General features: G+C 68.7%; 16 protein-coding genes and 1 pseudogene. 5 read left to right on the top strand and 12 right to left on the bottom strand.

The genetic code is table 11. From position 1 onward, the window contains the following. The first annotated feature begins 65 nt into the window (after positions 1 to 65). Positions 66 to 824: a recombinase family protein gene (locus F1641_RS11660; RefSeq protein WP_309225578.1), complete on the top strand. Its 759-nt coding sequence runs from the start codon at positions 66 to 68 to the stop codon at positions 822 to 824. 833 nt (positions 825 to 1,657) lie between these two features. Beyond that, a complete protein-coding gene (locus F1641_RS11655) occupies positions 1,658 to 2,257 on the top strand; it encodes a hypothetical protein (RefSeq protein WP_194905667.1) in 600 nt (199 codons plus the stop codon). Between the two features lie 77 nt (positions 2,258 to 2,334). On the opposite strand, the gene F1641_RS11650 is transcribed toward F1641_RS11655, so the two are convergent. The 12 genes and pseudogenes from F1641_RS11650 to F1641_RS11595 form a co-directional block, all read right to left on the bottom strand. Beyond that, positions 2,335 to 2,625, bottom strand: a complete 291-nt coding sequence (locus F1641_RS11650) for a hypothetical protein (protein WP_194905666.1) — start codon at positions 2,623 to 2,625, stop codon at positions 2,335 to 2,337. Between the two features lie 387 nt (positions 2,626 to 3,012). Next, the gene (locus F1641_RS11645; protein WP_194905664.1) at positions 3,013 to 3,294 is read right to left on the bottom strand and encodes a hypothetical protein; all 282 of its coding nucleotides are present in this window, start codon (positions 3,292 to 3,294) and stop codon (positions 3,013 to 3,015) included. A gap of 167 nt (positions 3,295 to 3,461) precedes the next feature. Next, positions 3,462 to 3,929 (bottom strand): MarR family winged helix-turn-helix transcriptional regulator, encoded by a 468-nt coding sequence (locus tag F1641_RS11640; RefSeq protein WP_194905661.1) that lies wholly within the window; start codon positions 3,927 to 3,929, stop codon positions 3,462 to 3,464. A gap of 164 nt (positions 3,930 to 4,093) precedes the next feature. Continuing rightward, a pseudogene (locus tag F1641_RS11635) lies at positions 4,094 to 5,112 on the bottom strand (IS5 family transposase). After that, entirely contained in the window at positions 5,102 to 5,581 is a 480-nt protein-coding gene (locus F1641_RS11630; RefSeq protein ID WP_194905658.1) for an STAS domain-containing protein, read from the bottom strand. The pseudogene F1641_RS11635 and the gene F1641_RS11630 overlap by 11 nt, the downstream one beginning before the upstream one ends. 677 nt (positions 5,582 to 6,258) lie before the next feature. Beyond that, a complete protein-coding gene (locus tag F1641_RS23870) occupies positions 6,259 to 6,849 on the bottom strand; it encodes a MarR family winged helix-turn-helix transcriptional regulator (RefSeq protein ID WP_375541486.1) in 591 nt (196 codons plus the stop codon). 279 nt (positions 6,850 to 7,128) lie between these two features. After that, entirely contained in the window at positions 7,129 to 7,743 is a 615-nt protein-coding gene (locus F1641_RS19950) for a hypothetical protein (protein WP_206691039.1), read from the bottom strand. A gap of 599 nt (positions 7,744 to 8,342) precedes the next feature. Continuing rightward, a complete protein-coding gene (locus tag F1641_RS11615; protein ID WP_194905656.1) occupies positions 8,343 to 9,137 on the bottom strand; it encodes a hypothetical protein in 795 nt (264 codons plus the stop codon). A gap of 220 nt (positions 9,138 to 9,357) precedes the next feature. Then, complete coding sequence (locus F1641_RS23235; RefSeq protein ID WP_194905654.1) at positions 9,358 to 11,190, bottom strand: DUF4209 domain-containing protein; 1,833 nt, start codon at positions 11,188 to 11,190, stop codon at positions 9,358 to 9,360. 22 nt (positions 11,191 to 11,212) lie between these two features. Then, entirely contained in the window at positions 11,213 to 11,923 is a 711-nt protein-coding gene (locus F1641_RS11605; protein WP_194905652.1) for a hypothetical protein, read from the bottom strand. 56 nt (positions 11,924 to 11,979) lie between these two features. Further along, entirely contained in the window at positions 11,980 to 12,825 is an 846-nt protein-coding gene (locus F1641_RS11600) for a site-specific integrase (RefSeq protein ID WP_194905650.1), read from the bottom strand. Further along, the gene (locus F1641_RS11595) at positions 12,812 to 13,234 is read right to left on the bottom strand and encodes a hypothetical protein (protein ID WP_194905648.1); all 423 of its coding nucleotides are present in this window, start codon (positions 13,232 to 13,234) and stop codon (positions 12,812 to 12,814) included. Before F1641_RS11595 ends, F1641_RS11600 begins: the two co-directional genes overlap by 14 nt. Positions 13,235 to 13,432: 198 nt before the next feature. On the opposite strand from F1641_RS11595, the gene F1641_RS19945 reads away from it, so the two are divergent. The 3 genes from F1641_RS19945 (at position 13,433) to F1641_RS23865 (ending at position 15,413) form a co-directional block, all read left to right on the top strand. Further along, on the top strand, positions 13,433 to 13,876 hold the full coding sequence (locus F1641_RS19945) for an AbrB/MazE/SpoVT family DNA-binding domain-containing protein (RefSeq protein ID WP_206691038.1): 444 nt from the start codon (positions 13,433 to 13,435) through the stop codon (positions 13,874 to 13,876). Continuing rightward, positions 13,873 to 14,187, top strand: coding sequence for a hypothetical protein (locus F1641_RS11585; RefSeq protein WP_194905646.1), 315 nt, complete (start codon positions 13,873 to 13,875; stop codon positions 14,185 to 14,187). The genes F1641_RS19945 and F1641_RS11585 overlap by 4 nt, the downstream gene beginning before the upstream one ends. Positions 14,188 to 15,149: 962 nt before the next feature. Continuing rightward, positions 15,150 to 15,413 (top strand): helix-turn-helix domain-containing protein, encoded by a 264-nt coding sequence (locus F1641_RS23865; RefSeq protein ID WP_194905644.1) that lies wholly within the window; start codon positions 15,150 to 15,152, stop codon positions 15,411 to 15,413. Positions 15,414 to 15,460 lie beyond the last annotated feature (47 nt).

The following is a 15,460-nucleotide window of genomic DNA, read 5'->3' as shown; positions in this document are numbered from 1 at the left end:
ACCCCGCCCGCGCTAAAGCCCGGTGACGGTGTCTGTTGCGGGACACCTGCACGACACTGGCCGGCGTGAGCCTGTTCAGCGACGCACCGGCACCGGCACCGGCGGCGACCGCGCGGCCGGCCGGTGCCCCGCCCGCCGCCTTCCGTCCCGTTCCCACCGCGGCGGTAGCGCCGGGGGACGGGGCGACGTCGACAGTCCATCGCGACCCGAGCCCGCAGCCAGCGGGCCTCAAGGTCGGCTACGCCCGGGTCTCCACCACCGAGCAGGACCTCACCGCCCACCGCACCGCCCTGGCAGCACTTGGCGTCGAGGGGGCCCGGGTGTACGTCGACCACGGCTTGACCGGTGCCAACCGCGCCCGTCCCGGTCTGCGCGAGGCCATGGCGGCCTGTGGGGCTGGGGACACCCTGGTGGTCACCAAGCTGGACCGCCTGGCCCGCTCCCTGCCCGACGCGCGCGACATCGTCGCCGACCTCACCGAGCGTGGGGTGGGCCTGCAGCTGGGCGCCACGGTGCACGACCCGACCGACCCGGTGGGTCGACTGCTGTTCAACGTGCTGGCGATGGTGGCCGAGTTCGAGGGCGACCTAATTCGGGCCCGAACGCGGGAGGGGATGACGGTGGCCAAGGCCAAGGGGCGCCTGCGGGGCAAGCCGCCCAAGCTCAAGGCCAAGCAGGAGGCGCACCTGGTGGCGCTGTGGCTGGGCGGGGAGCACACCGGAGCGGAGCTGGCGGAGCTGTTCGGGGTGGCGCGCTCCACGGTCTACCGCGCCGTGCAGCGCGCTGGATCACCTACGCCCCAGCCGGGTGCTACCGGCGCGTAAGCAGACCCGGACGAGCAGCCGAAACGCCGGGGGGCAAGTCGCAGATCGTCGGCACCTATCGCCCTGACAGTGGATCGAACGCCGCCAGAACTGAGAGCCCCGCTGGAGGTCCTGCAGCGGGGCCGACGCGAGGGCAGCGTCGTGCGGCGCTGGTGGCGGTGGCCGAGCAGCTGCGCACCCGGGCTTTGGACCTGCGGCCGCTGTCGGTGGCGGCGGTGGCCTCGGTCATCCGAGGTTTCGTGGCGGAAGGCTGGGGGGTGGATGACTTCGTGTGGGCCATCGACCACACCCCCGATGGCAAAGCCCGCACCTACGCCGCCGGTCCCACGACCGGACCCACGACTAGCTCGATGTCGTCAGCGACGGCTTCGGTGCGTGCTGACCTGGTCGACCACGATGGAGGCGGCCACGCCGCTGAGTTGGCCGCTGAGCGTCGTCGTCGTGGGGTGGCCACGGACGGCGGCGCGCGTCCAGCACGGGCGGTGGCCTACCCGGCGGCGTGGCTGCGCTGGCGCCTGGTGCCCTGGCCTGGCCGGGCCGGTGGCCGCCAGCCGGGCTGCGGCCGCCGAGCGCTCTCGAGCAGCCAAGGCTGCCGCTGCTGCGCGCAGGGGGGGGGGGGGAGCGGCAGCAGCGGCAGCAGCAGCGATTCTGCCGCCCGCCAGTTTCCTCCAGGCACGGCCGGCGCTGAGGAGGAGATGAGCCTCACCCCCATCGCGCCCTGGACACCTCTGCCCATCACGTCCTCGCCAGCGTTCTAGCCCCCGCATCGGTGCAGCGACACGCCAGCGTCATCACTGCCCGATCGCGGGCCGGCAGTGCTGCACCCTGGGTCGGTGAAGTGCAGCGTCGCCGACTGTCGCCACGCAGCGACCGCGGCGCTGGCGATGCCAGCCCACGGCATCCCGAGCAGCTCCGGCCTCATCGGCGGTATCGGCGGCGTCAGTGCAGTTCCGTCCGCGGGTGAGTCCGGTCCCACACCGAAGCAAGAGGCGGAGCACTCCGAGGCTGTAGAGGGCGCCGCCGGCACCAGCGCAACCAGCACCGAAACCAGTACCGAGGTCACCACCGGGAGCGCTGGGGTGACCTCGGCTAAGAGGACCGCCTTCAGCCGCGAGCTCCTCGAGTACGCCTCGGCCAGGCAGCTGTGCCGAGAGCACGCACGCCAGGCCCGCCGTGAGGCGGTGCAGCTGTACCTGTTCCAGCTGCGCGCCCGTTCGGTCCAGGTGGGCCAGGTCGAGGCGCGGGTGAGCAGCGCGGAGGCGGGCACCGCGGCGCTGGAGGACGTGGTCTTCCTGGAGGGGTATGCCCAGTTGCTGGCGGCGGTGGCCCAGGTGGTGGAGTGCGAGAACGACCTGGCCTGGAAGCAGGCAGCCGCTGTGGCCGAACAGCGCCGAGCGGTACTGGCCAAGCTGGTGGATCAGCACATGTTCTGAGTGCGTCCGGGCTCTACTGCCTGCTGGTCGACAAGTAGAAGGACGGGTAGGCCGACTGGCAGGTCGATGAGCAGGGGTCAGTGCTGTGGGCTGGGGGCATCAACAGTGACGGCCCTGATGCTCAGGGTGCGCTTCCAGTCGCTGGCGAAAGCGTGAGCGGCTGCCTCGGCGTCGCTCTGGGTGCGGAAGTAAGCGACCTGGGGGCACAGCCCAGCCAGCCACACCCAGGAGGGGGCGCGCGGGTAGCGGATGTGGGGACCGGCCCAGTACAGGAAGTGGGGGCCGGTGATGGCGGCGCCGTGAGCCCGTCCCAGATCGAGGCCGAAGTCGTGGGTGGGCAGCGTCTTGCGGATCACCCAGGACGACACCAGTGCACCCTAGGCAACCACTGTGCGTGGCGCTGCGTGAGGTTGAGGACGGCAGCTGGTGGCGGGCCTGTATCGTTGGGGCTGGACCGGGCCTCGCCATGGGCGGCGTGGCAGCCGGAAGATCCAGATTATCGGTGAGAGAGGCCGGCGACGTGGTCCCTAAGGGCGGGTGGGGCCGTGGGTGCCCGGGCGTAGCGGCGGGCCCGGTGGGGGCGCCAGTGCCTCGTGGGCCAGCTCTGGAGCCCGGTGGTGCCCGTGGCGGGCCAGCGCACGCACCGCGCGCCGGCGTCCACCTCAAGGCCTTTCGGTACCTGAGGCATGAGTGAGGCATGAGTGAGGCATGAGTGAGGCGTGGGTAAGTCACGGGGGTAGAGGTTGAGAGGTTGCTCACCAGGTAGCGCGCCACACCAGCGGGGCGGACACCACGAAGACCAGCATTCCCATGACCACGCCAGCCCCGATGACACTGCCGGCCCCGACAGCACCGACGCCACCGACAGCACCGACGCCACCAACGGCGGTGGCAGAGGCGAAGACGGGCACCTCCAGCAGCGCTAGGGCCGCGGCGACGATCGCGGTGAGCAGCGCCGCAGTGAACCCCAGCCCTGCGGCTCCGATCAGAGTCAGGCAGCACCTGGTGGTCGTGAACAGGACGGACCGGCCGCTCAAGGGAACCTCCGGGGGCTGGCGCAGTCCCCATCGTGGTAGCTGCGGTCGCTGTGTGCTTTTTGGCTCACTCGTCTGGGCGATGGTGCGCCCAAGGCCGGGGCCGGACTGGGCAGGTGGGGCTGAAGCGAGTTCTGGCCAACTAGCCAGATGGCCAAAGGGGTCAGTGCTCAGCCACCACGGGTGGTGTCCTCCACCGGTTCTTGGGCGAGGGTGCGGTTCAGCTGGTCCAGCAATCTCGCGAGCAGCTCGACGTCGTCGTCGCTCCAGCTGCTGAGCATCTGGTGCACGTGGGTCCGGCGCGCGGCGCGAACCTGCTCGACCTGGGCGGTGCCGGCGGCGGTGAGGGTCACGACGTGGGCGCGGGCGTCCTCAGGGTCGCGGGAGCGCTCAATCAGGGCGAGGCGCTCCAGGGTGGCGAGCTGCCGGGAGATGGTGGGCTTGCCGATACCGAGGTAGGCGGCCAGGTCGGCGGCTCGGGCGTCCCCCTCCAGGGCGATGCGGAGCATCAGGCCGTAGGCCCCGGGCTTTAAGTCGGGGTGGAGTTGCCTGGCCAGTTGGCCGGAGATGCCGCGGGCGCGGCGCAGGAGCACGGCGAGCTCTCGCTCGAGGTGCTCTGCAGGTGCATCACTGGCCATGGGGTGACCATCGCACGCAGGGCCTCCACCTCTTGAAGGCGATGTGCTGAGGCGGAGCGGTGAGCGGTAGCGCGTTTTGGGCAACCGGCGGTGCCGCCGGAGTGACCGGAGCCGCCGGAGTGACCGGAGCCGTCGGAGTGACCGGAGCCGCCGGAGTGACCGGCCTAGGGCGTGTCTGACGGATCTCGCCGAGTGAGGTCCCGCAGCCAGATCCGCAGCGCCGCCACCGCCACCGTCCCGGCGAAGATGTACCCCCGCTTGTCGGTACGCATCGCGAACGCCCGGTTGTCCTTGAGCTTGGCGAACGTCCGCTCCACGACGTTGCGGCCCTTGTAGGCCTCCGCGTCGAAGGCGTACGGACGACCCCCGCGCGACCCGCGCTTGCGCCGGTGACCGGCCTGGTCATCTGGCACCGGGATCGTCGCGGTGATGTGACGACGGCGCAGGTCAGCGCGCACTGGACGACTGGAGTAGGCCTTGTCACCCATCACCCGGTCCGGCCTGGTCCGTGGCCGCCCGCACCCGCTTCGAGGGATGCGAAGCCGGCCCATCAGGACCGGGTAGGCCAACGTGTCCCCGCGCTGGCCGGGGCTGACCGCGCACACCAGGGGACGGCAGCGGGCATCGGCGAGCAGGTGCACCTTGCTGCTCAGGCCACCGCGGGACCGCCCCAGGCCCTCTCGCTCACGGCTGGCCTGGCGCCTGGCGGCTTCCGGGTCGAGGTGTCCGGTGTTGACCCCCCGAACGCCCCCGTTCCCGGGGGCTGGGTGGGACCTGCGCGGCCAGGCGCTCGGGCGGCACGTCGCGTGGTGGTTCACCTCTGGCGCCGGCGGCGTCGTGGTGAGCGCGCATGATCGAGGAGTCGATGGACACCACCCACTCACCCTCCTGCGCAGTGAGGTCCAGGTCGCACTCGGTGCGCAGCGCGTCCAGGACCTTCTCCCATGTGCCGTCAGCTGACCAGCGTCGATGGCGGTCGTAGACGGAGTCGACAACGCTGCCAGGGACCGTAGGCCGCCGGTAGGTCTCGCCATGGTGAGCCGGTGCGGACCCGCCAGATGACCCCGTCGATGACGGGCCGGTGGTCGGCCCAGCGGCCGCCGCGGCGTGGGGTGCGGTCGGGTAGCAGCGGTTCGAGCAGGTGCCACTGGGCGTCGGGGAGGTCGTGGCGGTCAGCTGCCATGTGGGGGTAGTACCCCGAACGCAGCGTGATCGCTCAGACACGCCCTAGTCGGTGCCGCCAGGTGGGCGCCCTCGGTGAGGGCTTGGTCCACGCTGCGGTGTACGGGGTAGGCCCGGGCGATGCCGGTGCGTGCCAGTAACCGCCGGATGGTGGTTCCGGGGGCGATTAGGGCGGCGCGGTGGCCGGCGGCTTGGGCGCGTTTGAGGGTGGCGGTGCATACCCCGAGGCCCACGGAGTCCAGGAAGCCCACTGCGCTCAGGTCGATGAGGAAGACCCCCGGGGGGCGTCCGGCAAGTCCTGCGGTGGTGTGGTCCAGCAGGCTGGTGGCGCTGAAGGCGTCCAAGTCCCCGCTGGGGTGGACCACCCAGACGTTGGTCTGGACATCACCCCGGGCATCGCCCCCGACATCACTCTCGACATCACCAGGGGCGACGGTGGGGGTGGAGTCGGTGATGGCGAAGGCGTCCACGTCGGGCCTCCTGCGGTGCTCGCGGTCTTGACCGGTCTTGACCGGTCTCGGCTGGTGCTGGCTGGTGCTGGCCCGACCGGTCTTGCGGGGTCCTCAGATGGTGATGTGGTCGGCCGTTGCTGACGTTGCGCCAGGAGGGACGCAACGGACAGCAACGGCCGCTCGCTCATAGTGACCCTGTGGTGGGCCACCTGTCACGTCGTATGCGACGCAGCAGGTGCTCGGTGGGGTGTGAGGATCGCCCTGCCCCGGGGAAGGGGGAGTCATGGACGTGCACTCCGAGGACCACCTCGCCCACGAAGCGCTCTGCGCTGTGCAGGAGCAGCGCAGGGCCTACCTCAAGAATTTCTTGCAAGCTGCTCCCAGCGCTGTCACGCGGCAGGGCTCGAACGCTCGAGCAGCGTCGAGCTGGGTGGTGGGGAACACGGAGCGCTCGCCCCTTCGGTAGCCCACGCACCAGGCGCCCGCAGGTGACGGCGGCGGGTGCAGCAGCGACCGTGCGGCCGTACGTGCCGGCTGGGGTCGAGCAGAGGCTGCACACGTGATGGCGGGCACGCTCGGCGCGAGCGGCTGGTCAGCAGCTGAGGTCGTGATGGGCCGCCGCGGGTTGGGGACTCGGAGCGCCCGCGGCGGCCAGGCCATGATCGTCCCACTGTCCAGGCGCCTTGTCGATCACTTTAGGGTGCGGTGGCGGACGTTCCGTCGCCTCTGGCCGCGCTTGTCGATCGTGGTGCAAGCTGCGGTCGGCGGGGGTGCCGACGGTGCCTGGCGGCGCGTCGAGCACCCACCGCCGTCCTTCGCCCTGGCTGGCGTCGCGACCGGCGCCAGGGCGCCGGTCGTCTCGGACCTGCGGTCCGAGCTGGTGGGCGCAGGGACGCCGCCAGCAGCTCCACGTCGTCATCGATCCAGCGGCTGAGCATCTCGTGCACGTGGGCGCGGCGCGCCGCGCGCACCTGCTCGACTTGGGCGGCTCCGGCCGGAGTGAGCCTGATGACATGGGCACGGGCGTCCTCGGCGTCGCGCGAGCGCTCGATGAGGCCGAGGCGCTCCAGGGTGGCGAGCTGCCGCGAGATCGTGGGCTTGCCGATGCCGAGGTAGGCGGCCCGAACGTACCGGAAGTTGGCTCCGGACGGCCTCTGCGGGACGGTGCAGTGGGCACGACTTCTGGGACGGCGTGACGAGCGTGAGGCGCGATCTTGACGGCGCCGGTTGCCGACCGTCCCACAACCTAGGAAGTGGGATTGCCGGTGCGTGTTCGTTGCGAACAGGGCGCCAATGCCGAGGCTCCCGTCGTGCTGTGCACTCCGCGGCTCGTGGGGTAGGCAGGCATCAACGACCAGTTGTCAGAGTTCGGATCCGCCCAGCAACTCTATCTCGCAGCTGGGATAGCCCCTCTCCGTTCGGCAGATAGATCACTGAGCGGATAGAGCGCAGGTCGAACGGCACATCGTCCATTGACCGAGCGATCGGCACGACGTCCCTGCCCAGTGTGTGCGCGATACCCGTCTCATAGAAAACATTGGCATTCTTATTGCTCAAGTCGGAAATTATGACGCGGGCCCGCCAGATGAGACTGATGACGTCATCCATGATGTGGTTGTTGTCCCAAATGTCGTCAGCCCGGTGGCAGCGCATCCCCATGTCACTGGCGGCCCCCTGATGGCCGCGTACGTGGCGTCGAAGCCGGGGTCGAAGGGCATCATGACGGCGACGAGGTCGGACTCCACGGGAGTCCGCGTGGGGAAGCTGAAAACCTGGGGCGCCAGGTCAGGTAGACCCGCTCTTCCCAGTAGCACCCTGAGCAGGTCAACGTCCTTGACCGCCCAGTGGGTGCGCGTGAACTCCCAGTCAGTAATCTGCAGGCGGTTTGCGATCGACTGTACGTATCCCAGGTCGAACTCGGCGATCCCGGGGTTGGGCACGAAGCGGAAGGTGAGGGTCCTCCCGTTGACGGCAACATCCTCGATGTGGCCGACACGAGCAGTCTGCGTCGAGTTGGGCTGGCCCACCTCAGGCATGACCAGCGTTGGGAAGTGGAGCAACCGCGAGAGATCGACCTGACCGTTTGGAGACAGGTATTGGCGGATGTGGTCCTCGGTGTACTCCAGGACCCTCTCGCGAGAGGCCGATCCTTCCGGGAATCCAACAAGCAGGTTGTACATCGAGGCCCTTACGTTAGGGATCAGTTGCCGCTCAATGTAGATGCCTGCGAGTGAGCCCGCTCGCGTCTTGGTAGCGGGCCTCGGGGGTGCTGACCTCCGCGATGGCGGCCTCTACCAACTCGGCTAGTACTCCTAGGCCGGCGGGAAGGTAGCCCAGTTCAGACCTCGCGAGACTGGTCCGTAGGCACCGGCCACGGCTGACGGAAGACATCGGCGGTAGCTGCGTGCTGGGCCAGCCAGCCCACCGCCAACAAATCCGGCTCGGCTGCTTCGCCGCGTTGGGACAGTGCGGCCAACGCTAACCACTGGCCAGTGATGCCAGCTGCTCTGGACTGAGGTCACCCAGGTCCCCGGGCTGGAGCGCAGCCGGGGGGTGCAGTCTGCGTCACGGGCGCCGTCGATGTCTGTGGCTGGGTCGGGCCCTGCGCCACTGGCGCCTTCCATCGCAAGACCACCGCCGGCGGTGAGCGGGGTGGCTCGGGGCGGCGCCGTCGCCGGTATCGGTCAGCGTCCGAGCCTCGCTGGCCCGGCCGACACCTGGTGTCCAAGACGGGGCGTTCCCGGACACGTGCCGGAGGGTCACATCAAACGAATGAGCTTCAACCCGCCCACGTCGCAACGCCGGCGACCGCGCCCACGATCCCCGCTGCACCGACAGCGAAGCCCCACGGTCCGCGAACCCATGATGGCACCCGAGGCGTGGCCGCCGTTGATGGCGGCGGGGTGAACGCCCGGGATCCATCCCCGCTCCCGGAGGCCTGATGGGTGTTCACGGTGATGGAGCTGCGCTTGACCCCATGGATGACGACCTGAACTGCTTGGTCCGCGGCCTCAGGGGTCGGCACGTCGGTGGTGCCTGCGGCTCGCATCTCAGCGGCGAGGGCTACAAGGTTGGTTCGGATGGTATCCAGGATGCCGTGGATGCTTGCGGAGGAGATCTGCCAGTACATGGCGTGGATCGCCGATCCGCGATCGTTCTGCCTGTTCATGAGATGCACCAGCTCGGGCATCATCGAGTCCTGCATCTTGATGGACTCGGTGTGCTTGGCCAGCCTCTCCAGCTCTGCGACACCATAGGGAATGGGCGCGGATGCGCTAATGGCCTCCCTTGCGAACTCCGGGATGTCGAAGGTCGAGATCTGCTGGCCGGTGACAATCTTGCGAGAGTCCGAGCCGTCGATGCACAGGGCCGCCGTGACGGTGCGGTACCGGGGAAGGTCATGGTCGCCGCCGCTGTAACCGTCCAGCTCCAGGCGAGCCCAGTCCCGTAGTTGCTCCGAACCCGACCGGCCTCCCAGGGCCACACACCGCCGCAGCACATCCGCCAGAGGCCGCTTGCTGTCCAGAGCCCCCAGCTCGATCTGCTCGATCTGGCTTGCCGTCGTGCGCGCCACGCTGCAACCCCTCTCATCTGCGGGCCAGGACGGCCCTCGAGGCGACGCTAGACGCGCAGGCCGACATTGCGGCCAGGCAGATAGCCCGGGCTCTCGCTACCGGGCGGGCTACACCCGTGGACCGGGCGAGGAGTCCGTCAGTACCCGGCCACCGCGGCGGTGCAGGGGAGCAGGCACCGCCGTGCGCCGCCAGCGCCTACAAGCTGGTGTCCCCGTCGCCTCACGCATCCCCCACATCGGAAGTGCCAGGGCCTTCTGAGAAGAATGGCGCAAATGCGAAAAAGAGAGTGAGCCACCAGATGTAGACGGTGTTCGAGGAGACTGCACCTTCGTCGTTGAGCAGCCCGTGCGCCATAGCGTTGCGCAAGTTCGCCCCCTCCTTAGATACCAGCAGCGCTTTCAGTTCAAATACAAACACCTCGCCGAGAGTCGTTTCCAGATCTGGAACATCCAGCAGCGCGCCGAGACTCTTCTCGGTCTCCACACCAGAGCGGTCATCGACCATGAGCGTGTGCACGCCATGGCTCTTGAGGTGAGTCCGGATGAGCTGCTCGATCTGAGGAACGAGAAGAGCCGCCGCGGAGGGGTAGTCCTGTCGAAGTCCGTGCCAGATTCCCCGCGCCCACATAGCTTCGTGTCCAAGAGGCACCGAGGGTGACCGCTCGCACAGGTGCAGCAGAGTGGGAAAGGGATAGCGATGCTCGAAGGTCAAAGCCTCTTGAGCCGGTAGGATCACACCCGAGACAATCATCGCGACGCGGTACTCGAAGTTCTTGACTGCCTGCGCCCAGGTGTAGTCCTCATCCGTCTCTCCCGCGAGCCCACCCCGGGCAGCGACTCGTTGACCGCTTGCGGTGTATGTCTCTTGGGAGAAAAGCCTGGACAGCCCTCCCAAGGCTTGCTCGCGCGCCGATCCCATGAACTCCTCGAAGTCGAAAGGGGGGCGCAGTCGGCAGAACTGGCGCAATGCTTCACTCGGAGTCTTTTCCGAGACCGCAGCGCGGGCAGTGCGAGCCGAGTCGGTCAGATCGAAAGGCTCAGTCTCTATCGCGACCATCGAGTCCAGTAGCGCTCGACGTGACTCGTCGGCGCGAGCACGCAGCTCGCGGATCCGCTCCTCAAGGCCATGCTCTTGTCGGTAGCGAGTCGGCAGCTGGCGCAGGGCCGCGATGGCGCGCTCGTAAGAACGCCCCGCGCTCATGGAGGCTGAGAAGTCTGATGCCTGGCGCGCTTCGGCCTCTCGGACGAAGGTCTGCGCGACCCTTGCGGTACAGCCAAGGGCGAGCTCCGGCTGGCCGCACTTGCCGTACCAGGAGCGTGCCTCCTCCTCTAGACGCCGTGACAGGTGGGTGTTGGCCGCCAGCGTCGCGGCCGCCCGCGCTTGGATCTGCTCCGCCACCAGATGGGCCTGCTCCGCGCCCAAGCGTCCGAATGCGCGTAGGAGCTCTGAGCAGTCAGCCACCAGGACCGACTCAGACGCCTCGGTTGTGATCACTTCTTGCAGCCGATCGGTGGCCTCGCGCAGCTGAGGGCGGCCGGCGGCGCCACTGCGTCGCGCCAATTCCAGCGCACGCTTGTAGCTGTCGTGGGCAAGGCGGACCCAGGTGTGGCGGTCTAAGGGAAGGTCGAGGTAGGCCTCGATCGCAACCATCAGTAGGTCACGCCGTCTCCGATCGCCGTAGGTCCACGCGATGTCGGCGGCTCGTGCGCGCAGCGGTGAGGGGGTGATGAGAGGTACTAGCTGCCCGAGGAGAGTCCGCTCGTCAGCCTCGAGATCGTCCGGCACCGCCGTGCGTCCTCGGCTCGTCACGCGCATCGCGACGAACGGTTCTTCCCAGTCCTCGGGTTCAAGCTGGGGGCTCGATGCCCGCGCCAAGACCTCCAGGACCCGCCGCTGGAGGGTGCCTTCAGGGGCGTCACGGGCCAAGGCGAAGAGCTTGCCCGCGATCAGGTCCGGCGCTTCTGCCAGGCCGGCCTCAGCGTCCGTGTAGGCGGTCAACCACCACGCTGGGTCGACACCGTTGGGCGCCGAAGACGCCGGGTCATCACTCACGGGAACTCCTTGTAGGGGTGGGCTAGAGCAATTCGTCTTCTTCGCGAATTAGTCCCCGTGGCTCCTTCCACCACCGCCACAACAATCTCTGAGACACCCGGTGGGCCGAGCTCACCGTCCACTGCTCCTTCGAGACCCACGTTCTTTCACGTAGACCGCCGATGCGGTACGCGATGCGGAGGCGCCATGTGACCTTGGAAAGATCGGTCCGTGCACGAACGACGAAGGTTACTGACTCCTGTGGGCCCAGATGGATGCTCCGGTTCAAGAAGTATGGTCGGTTGGGAGGCTGCTCTTCGGGCCACAGATCCAGCAACGCTCCCCGGTGAGGCTTGTCGAGGTCAAAGAAGATGTTCTCGACATCACTGGCTCCGGCCGGTGGTGACAACACGTATGCCCCGGTATATGAGTCTTCGACGGTGATGACCTCGGGACCCAGATCTGTGATCCTGGTGACTGCCTTGGTCTGGCCAGTGACTTCGACCAGGAGAAAGGTTTCCGCTGCTGGCACTGCCGCGCGATTCCGGACAAACCACCCGCGGATATCAGTCTCATTCAGCTGAGTGGGTCCGTCTTCCAAGCGCAATTGCTGGGGAGTGACCAGGTCCCATGTGCGGAGGTAATTCATCGTGAGCTCGGTGACGGTGATGGCCGGTGCCTCGCGCTGACGAAGCTGCTCCACGAGGGCAGGCGCCAACGAGGTGAGCGATTTCGCTATGGCCAAGATTTCCATCAGTCCACCCTTCTCGATAACAGGACGTCGCTTGGGGCTGCAGACCGACGTGATCTTTACAGGCCCAGAGCGGTGGCGGCGTTGTCGGTCCACGCGTGGGAGATCCGCACGTAACCCCCTAGAGAGGCCATCGAGCGATGCCGGGTCTGGTGGGCGATGGCGCGGTCACTCGAGCCGCGCAGGTGGGCGTAGGTGACGAACCCCGCCCGCAACGAGTGCCCGCTGTACCCGGTGGTCGGGGCGCCGGTGCGGGCCAGAGCGCCCTTGACCAGGGTGGTCACCGATTCTGGGTGCAGACGCCGCCCACCTGCGCGGTTGGCCTTGGTCACGCCGCGGAACACCGGGCCCTCGGTGATGCCGGCAAGCTCCAGCCAGCGCTGCAGCGCCACCACAGGGCAGCGGTCGGGGTTACCCGCGCGGGGCAGGACGACGAGCTCGGCGTGCTCACCGGTCTGGTTGGTCTTCGACCGGGGCAGGGACAGCACCAGCCCGTTAGGGTGCTCGGCGACGTCGCCGAGGTCCAGTGCGGTGAGCTCGCTGCGCCGCAGCGCACCCACGAAGCCCACCAGCAGCAGCGCGCGGTCGCGGGCCCCGGTCAGGTCCGGTTCGTGTGCTCGGACCGCTGACCTCGAGCGGCGACCCGACGTGGTGGCGGTCGTCGCCGGGGTTGGCCAGGTGCGGGTGACCGGGCAGGCCGCCAGCACGTCGAACAGCAGTGGCGGCATCAGCGGGGCCGCCTGCTCCGGCGGGGCGCCGTGCACTCGGCGGATGCCCTCCCAGACGGCCATGACGCGGGGGTGGGTGGCGGGGTCGGGGTGCCCGGCGCTGGCGTGGGCGAACTTGATCGAGGACAGGCGCCGCGAGAGTGTGCCGACCTTCGCGCCGGTCTCAGCCAGGGCCACGAGGTAGCCGGTCAGCGCCGCCGGCGTCCGCGGGCATCGGGTCGGCGTCGTGGGCGGTGCACCAGGTGGTGAAGTCGGCCCAGTCGAAGCGGTACCCGCGCAGGGTGTTCTCCGCCCGGGCGGCGCGGGCATAGGCCGCCTCGCGCTCGGGCAGGCCGGCCAGTTCCGGCAGGACGCCGGTCGAGGCGAGCAGCAGCTGCTCTCCGAGTGCTGCATCGGTGAGGACGTTCTCGTCGTCGATGTCGTCGATGTCGTCGCCGTCGACACGGTCGCGCGCACCCGTGTCGATGACGGGACCCATGGGGAGCTCGCAGTCAAGGCCGCTGTCCATCACTCCGTCGAGGGCGACGCTCTTATGGGAGACGACGTCGGCGTCAGCGTCGACACCAAGGGGGGCGGGGAAGGCCACGACCCGACGGTAGGTGCCGCGGGCGACAGCTGGGCCGCATCGGGGACGTGGTGCCGTCATAGGGCGGGATTCGTGCCATTATGCCGCGCTACCGCGGCAAGGGTGATGAAACCGAACTCCTTGACCTACAGGGCATCGCATCGCAGTAGTGCAGTAAAACTACTTGTTGGCGACGCTGCAGCGCCGTACTATGACGGTATGACGGACGCCGCCAGCGCCTCGGCCGGTCCCACCCGCCCACGCCGCACCCGCGCCAAGAGCGCCGAGCGCTTCCACGGCTTCGTCTCCGTCCAGAGCCGCGGCGCCGTCATGCTGCCCCCGGCCGTGCGCACCCGCCTCGGACTGGACACCCCCGGCGCCCAGCTCGAGCTCACCGAGCGCGAGGACGGCGTCCTAGAGGTCCGCCCCATGCTCGCCATCCCCGCCGACCAGGCCTGGTTCTGGACCGAGCACTGGCAGGCCGGCGAGGTTGAGGTCGACGAGCACGTGCGCGCCGGACAGGTCACCGTCTCGACCAGCGCCGAGGACTTCCTGGCCGACCTCGACGGCCTCGCTAGCCACGCGGAGGACGACCCCTCCGAGCAGGCGCACGAGCAGGCTCAGGAGCACGCCGAGAGCCACGCTGAGGACCACGCCGGGTGAAGTACGAACGCACCCCCCGCTTCGACGCCGACTTCAAGGCCCTCAGCCCCGAACACCAGCGCATGTTCCGCGAGGCAGTTCCCGATTTCGCTGCCGCCTGTGATGCTTACGTCGCTACCGGCGGGCAGTACACGTGGCCTCGCAAGCTGCGCGTAGCGCCGATGAAGCACGCCCCCGGCATCTGGGAGATGACCTGGTCTTTCGCCTCCCCGGACGGACGCGCCACCTTCGCCTTCACCACCACCGCCGACGGAGAGACCCGCCTGCTGTGGCGCCGCGTCGGCTACCACGGGATCTACAAGAACCCCTAGCGCCCAGCAGGCCGGCCCACCCACAAGTGCGCCCACAGAAGACTGCTCGAGCCCGTCCATAACTGACTGGCCCGGTCAATTGATCAGCTGGTGGGTGCGCGCCCCCAGAGCGGCCTCGTCCGCAGACGCTGCCGGTCGAGCGACTGTAGGGCCCGTGATGGCCCTAGCGCCCGGCGCCTGACTGGATCCGCTGCTGTTCCAGCGAAGGCAGAACACCGGATGAAGCCCGCCCTCGTCGCGAGCTCACCGAACGCCGGGGGCGCGCTCGAAGGGCGACGTCAGCAGCGATGCGGCAGCCTGCGTCGGCTAGGCACCGACGCCACTTGCGAGGTCGAGGCGGAGGCGCGGGGAGGTGTCGACGCGACATCCGGTTCATGAGCCTTCACGCAGGTGGCGTGCTTGACGGGAGCCCCTACCGTGCCGTCTTCGTCATCGTCTGTGACGGCGGTTGAGGCGCTCTCAACCGCGGTCGAGGGCGTGGCGGCCGGAGTCGGCGAACTCAAGGCACCGGTCTGCCCCGCCTTCGGGATGTCGGAGCTTCAACGGATGTTGCGTCACGGGGTACCGGCATAGACCAGGCCGAAGGGGGTGCTCCAAGTGATCAGCCCCGGGCACCCTTGCCCCGGCCAGGCTGGGAGTTGTCTGTGAGCGGAGCAAGGTATCCAAGTGGTCCACGGACCCTTGCCCAGAGGGCCCCCGACCGGTGCGGTCGAGGGCCGTGGCTTCACTGTCGTGAGCGTCGAGGCGGGGGAGTGGCCGTCAGCGTCGTCCACCGGCCGCCCTGCCATGACGCCCTCGGGCAAGGGTCTGGGCACGGTGTGTGGCGTGGGCTCCACTGCTCTGGCGAGACAACAGCCGAGCTCGCCAGTCCGTCGGCAAGAAGAGGGCACCGTGCTGACTGCTCACGCTCCTGGGTCCACCGCTCGCGCCGCAGTTGAGCTCACCGCCGAGGAGCTCCTGGCGTGAACGACTTCCTGCTTACCCGCGAAGTCGCTGAACTCCTGCGAACGCCTGAGTCGACCGTCCGTTACTGGCGGCATGTGAGGACTGGACCGCCCAGCATCAAGGTCGGGCGCCGCGTTCTCTACAGCCGCGACGCCGTTCTGGCATGGCTTCAGGAGCGCGAGACGACCTCCGAGTCCATCAATATCGCGCCTCCCTCCCGGTCGGACCAGGGGACGGCAACGATGTCGAGCTGGCTTCCGCGGCAGAGGGGCCCTCGGTGACGCGGCGGCCCGTCTGCGGTCGCACGTCCGGTCCTTGCCCGGTCGTT

This window comes from Quadrisphaera sp. INWT6, assembly GCF_015390235.1.
In the GTDB taxonomy this organism is placed as follows: domain Bacteria; phylum Actinomycetota; class Actinomycetes; order Actinomycetales; family Quadrisphaeraceae; genus Quadrisphaera.
Note: the sequence above shows the minus strand (reverse complement) of the source record. Positions and strands in the feature narration are given on the sequence as shown.

Bases quoted from the DNA above. Each gene is read 5' to 3' on its own strand.
- F1641_RS19945 (WP_206691038.1), top strand. From the start codon at position 13,433: ATGACGGACGCCGCCAGCGCCTCGGCCGGTCCCACCCGCCCACGCCGC.
- F1641_RS19950 (WP_206691039.1), bottom strand. From the start codon at position 7,743: ATGTACAACCTGCTTGTTGGATTCCCGGAAGGATCGGCCTCTCGCGAG.
- F1641_RS11605 (WP_194905652.1), bottom strand. From the start codon at position 11,923: ATGGAAATCTTGGCCATAGCGAAATCGCTCACCTCGTTGGCGCCTGCC.
- F1641_RS11640 (WP_194905661.1), bottom strand. From the start codon at position 3,929: ATGGCCAGTGATGCACCTGCAGAGCACCTCGAGCGAGAGCTCGCCGTG.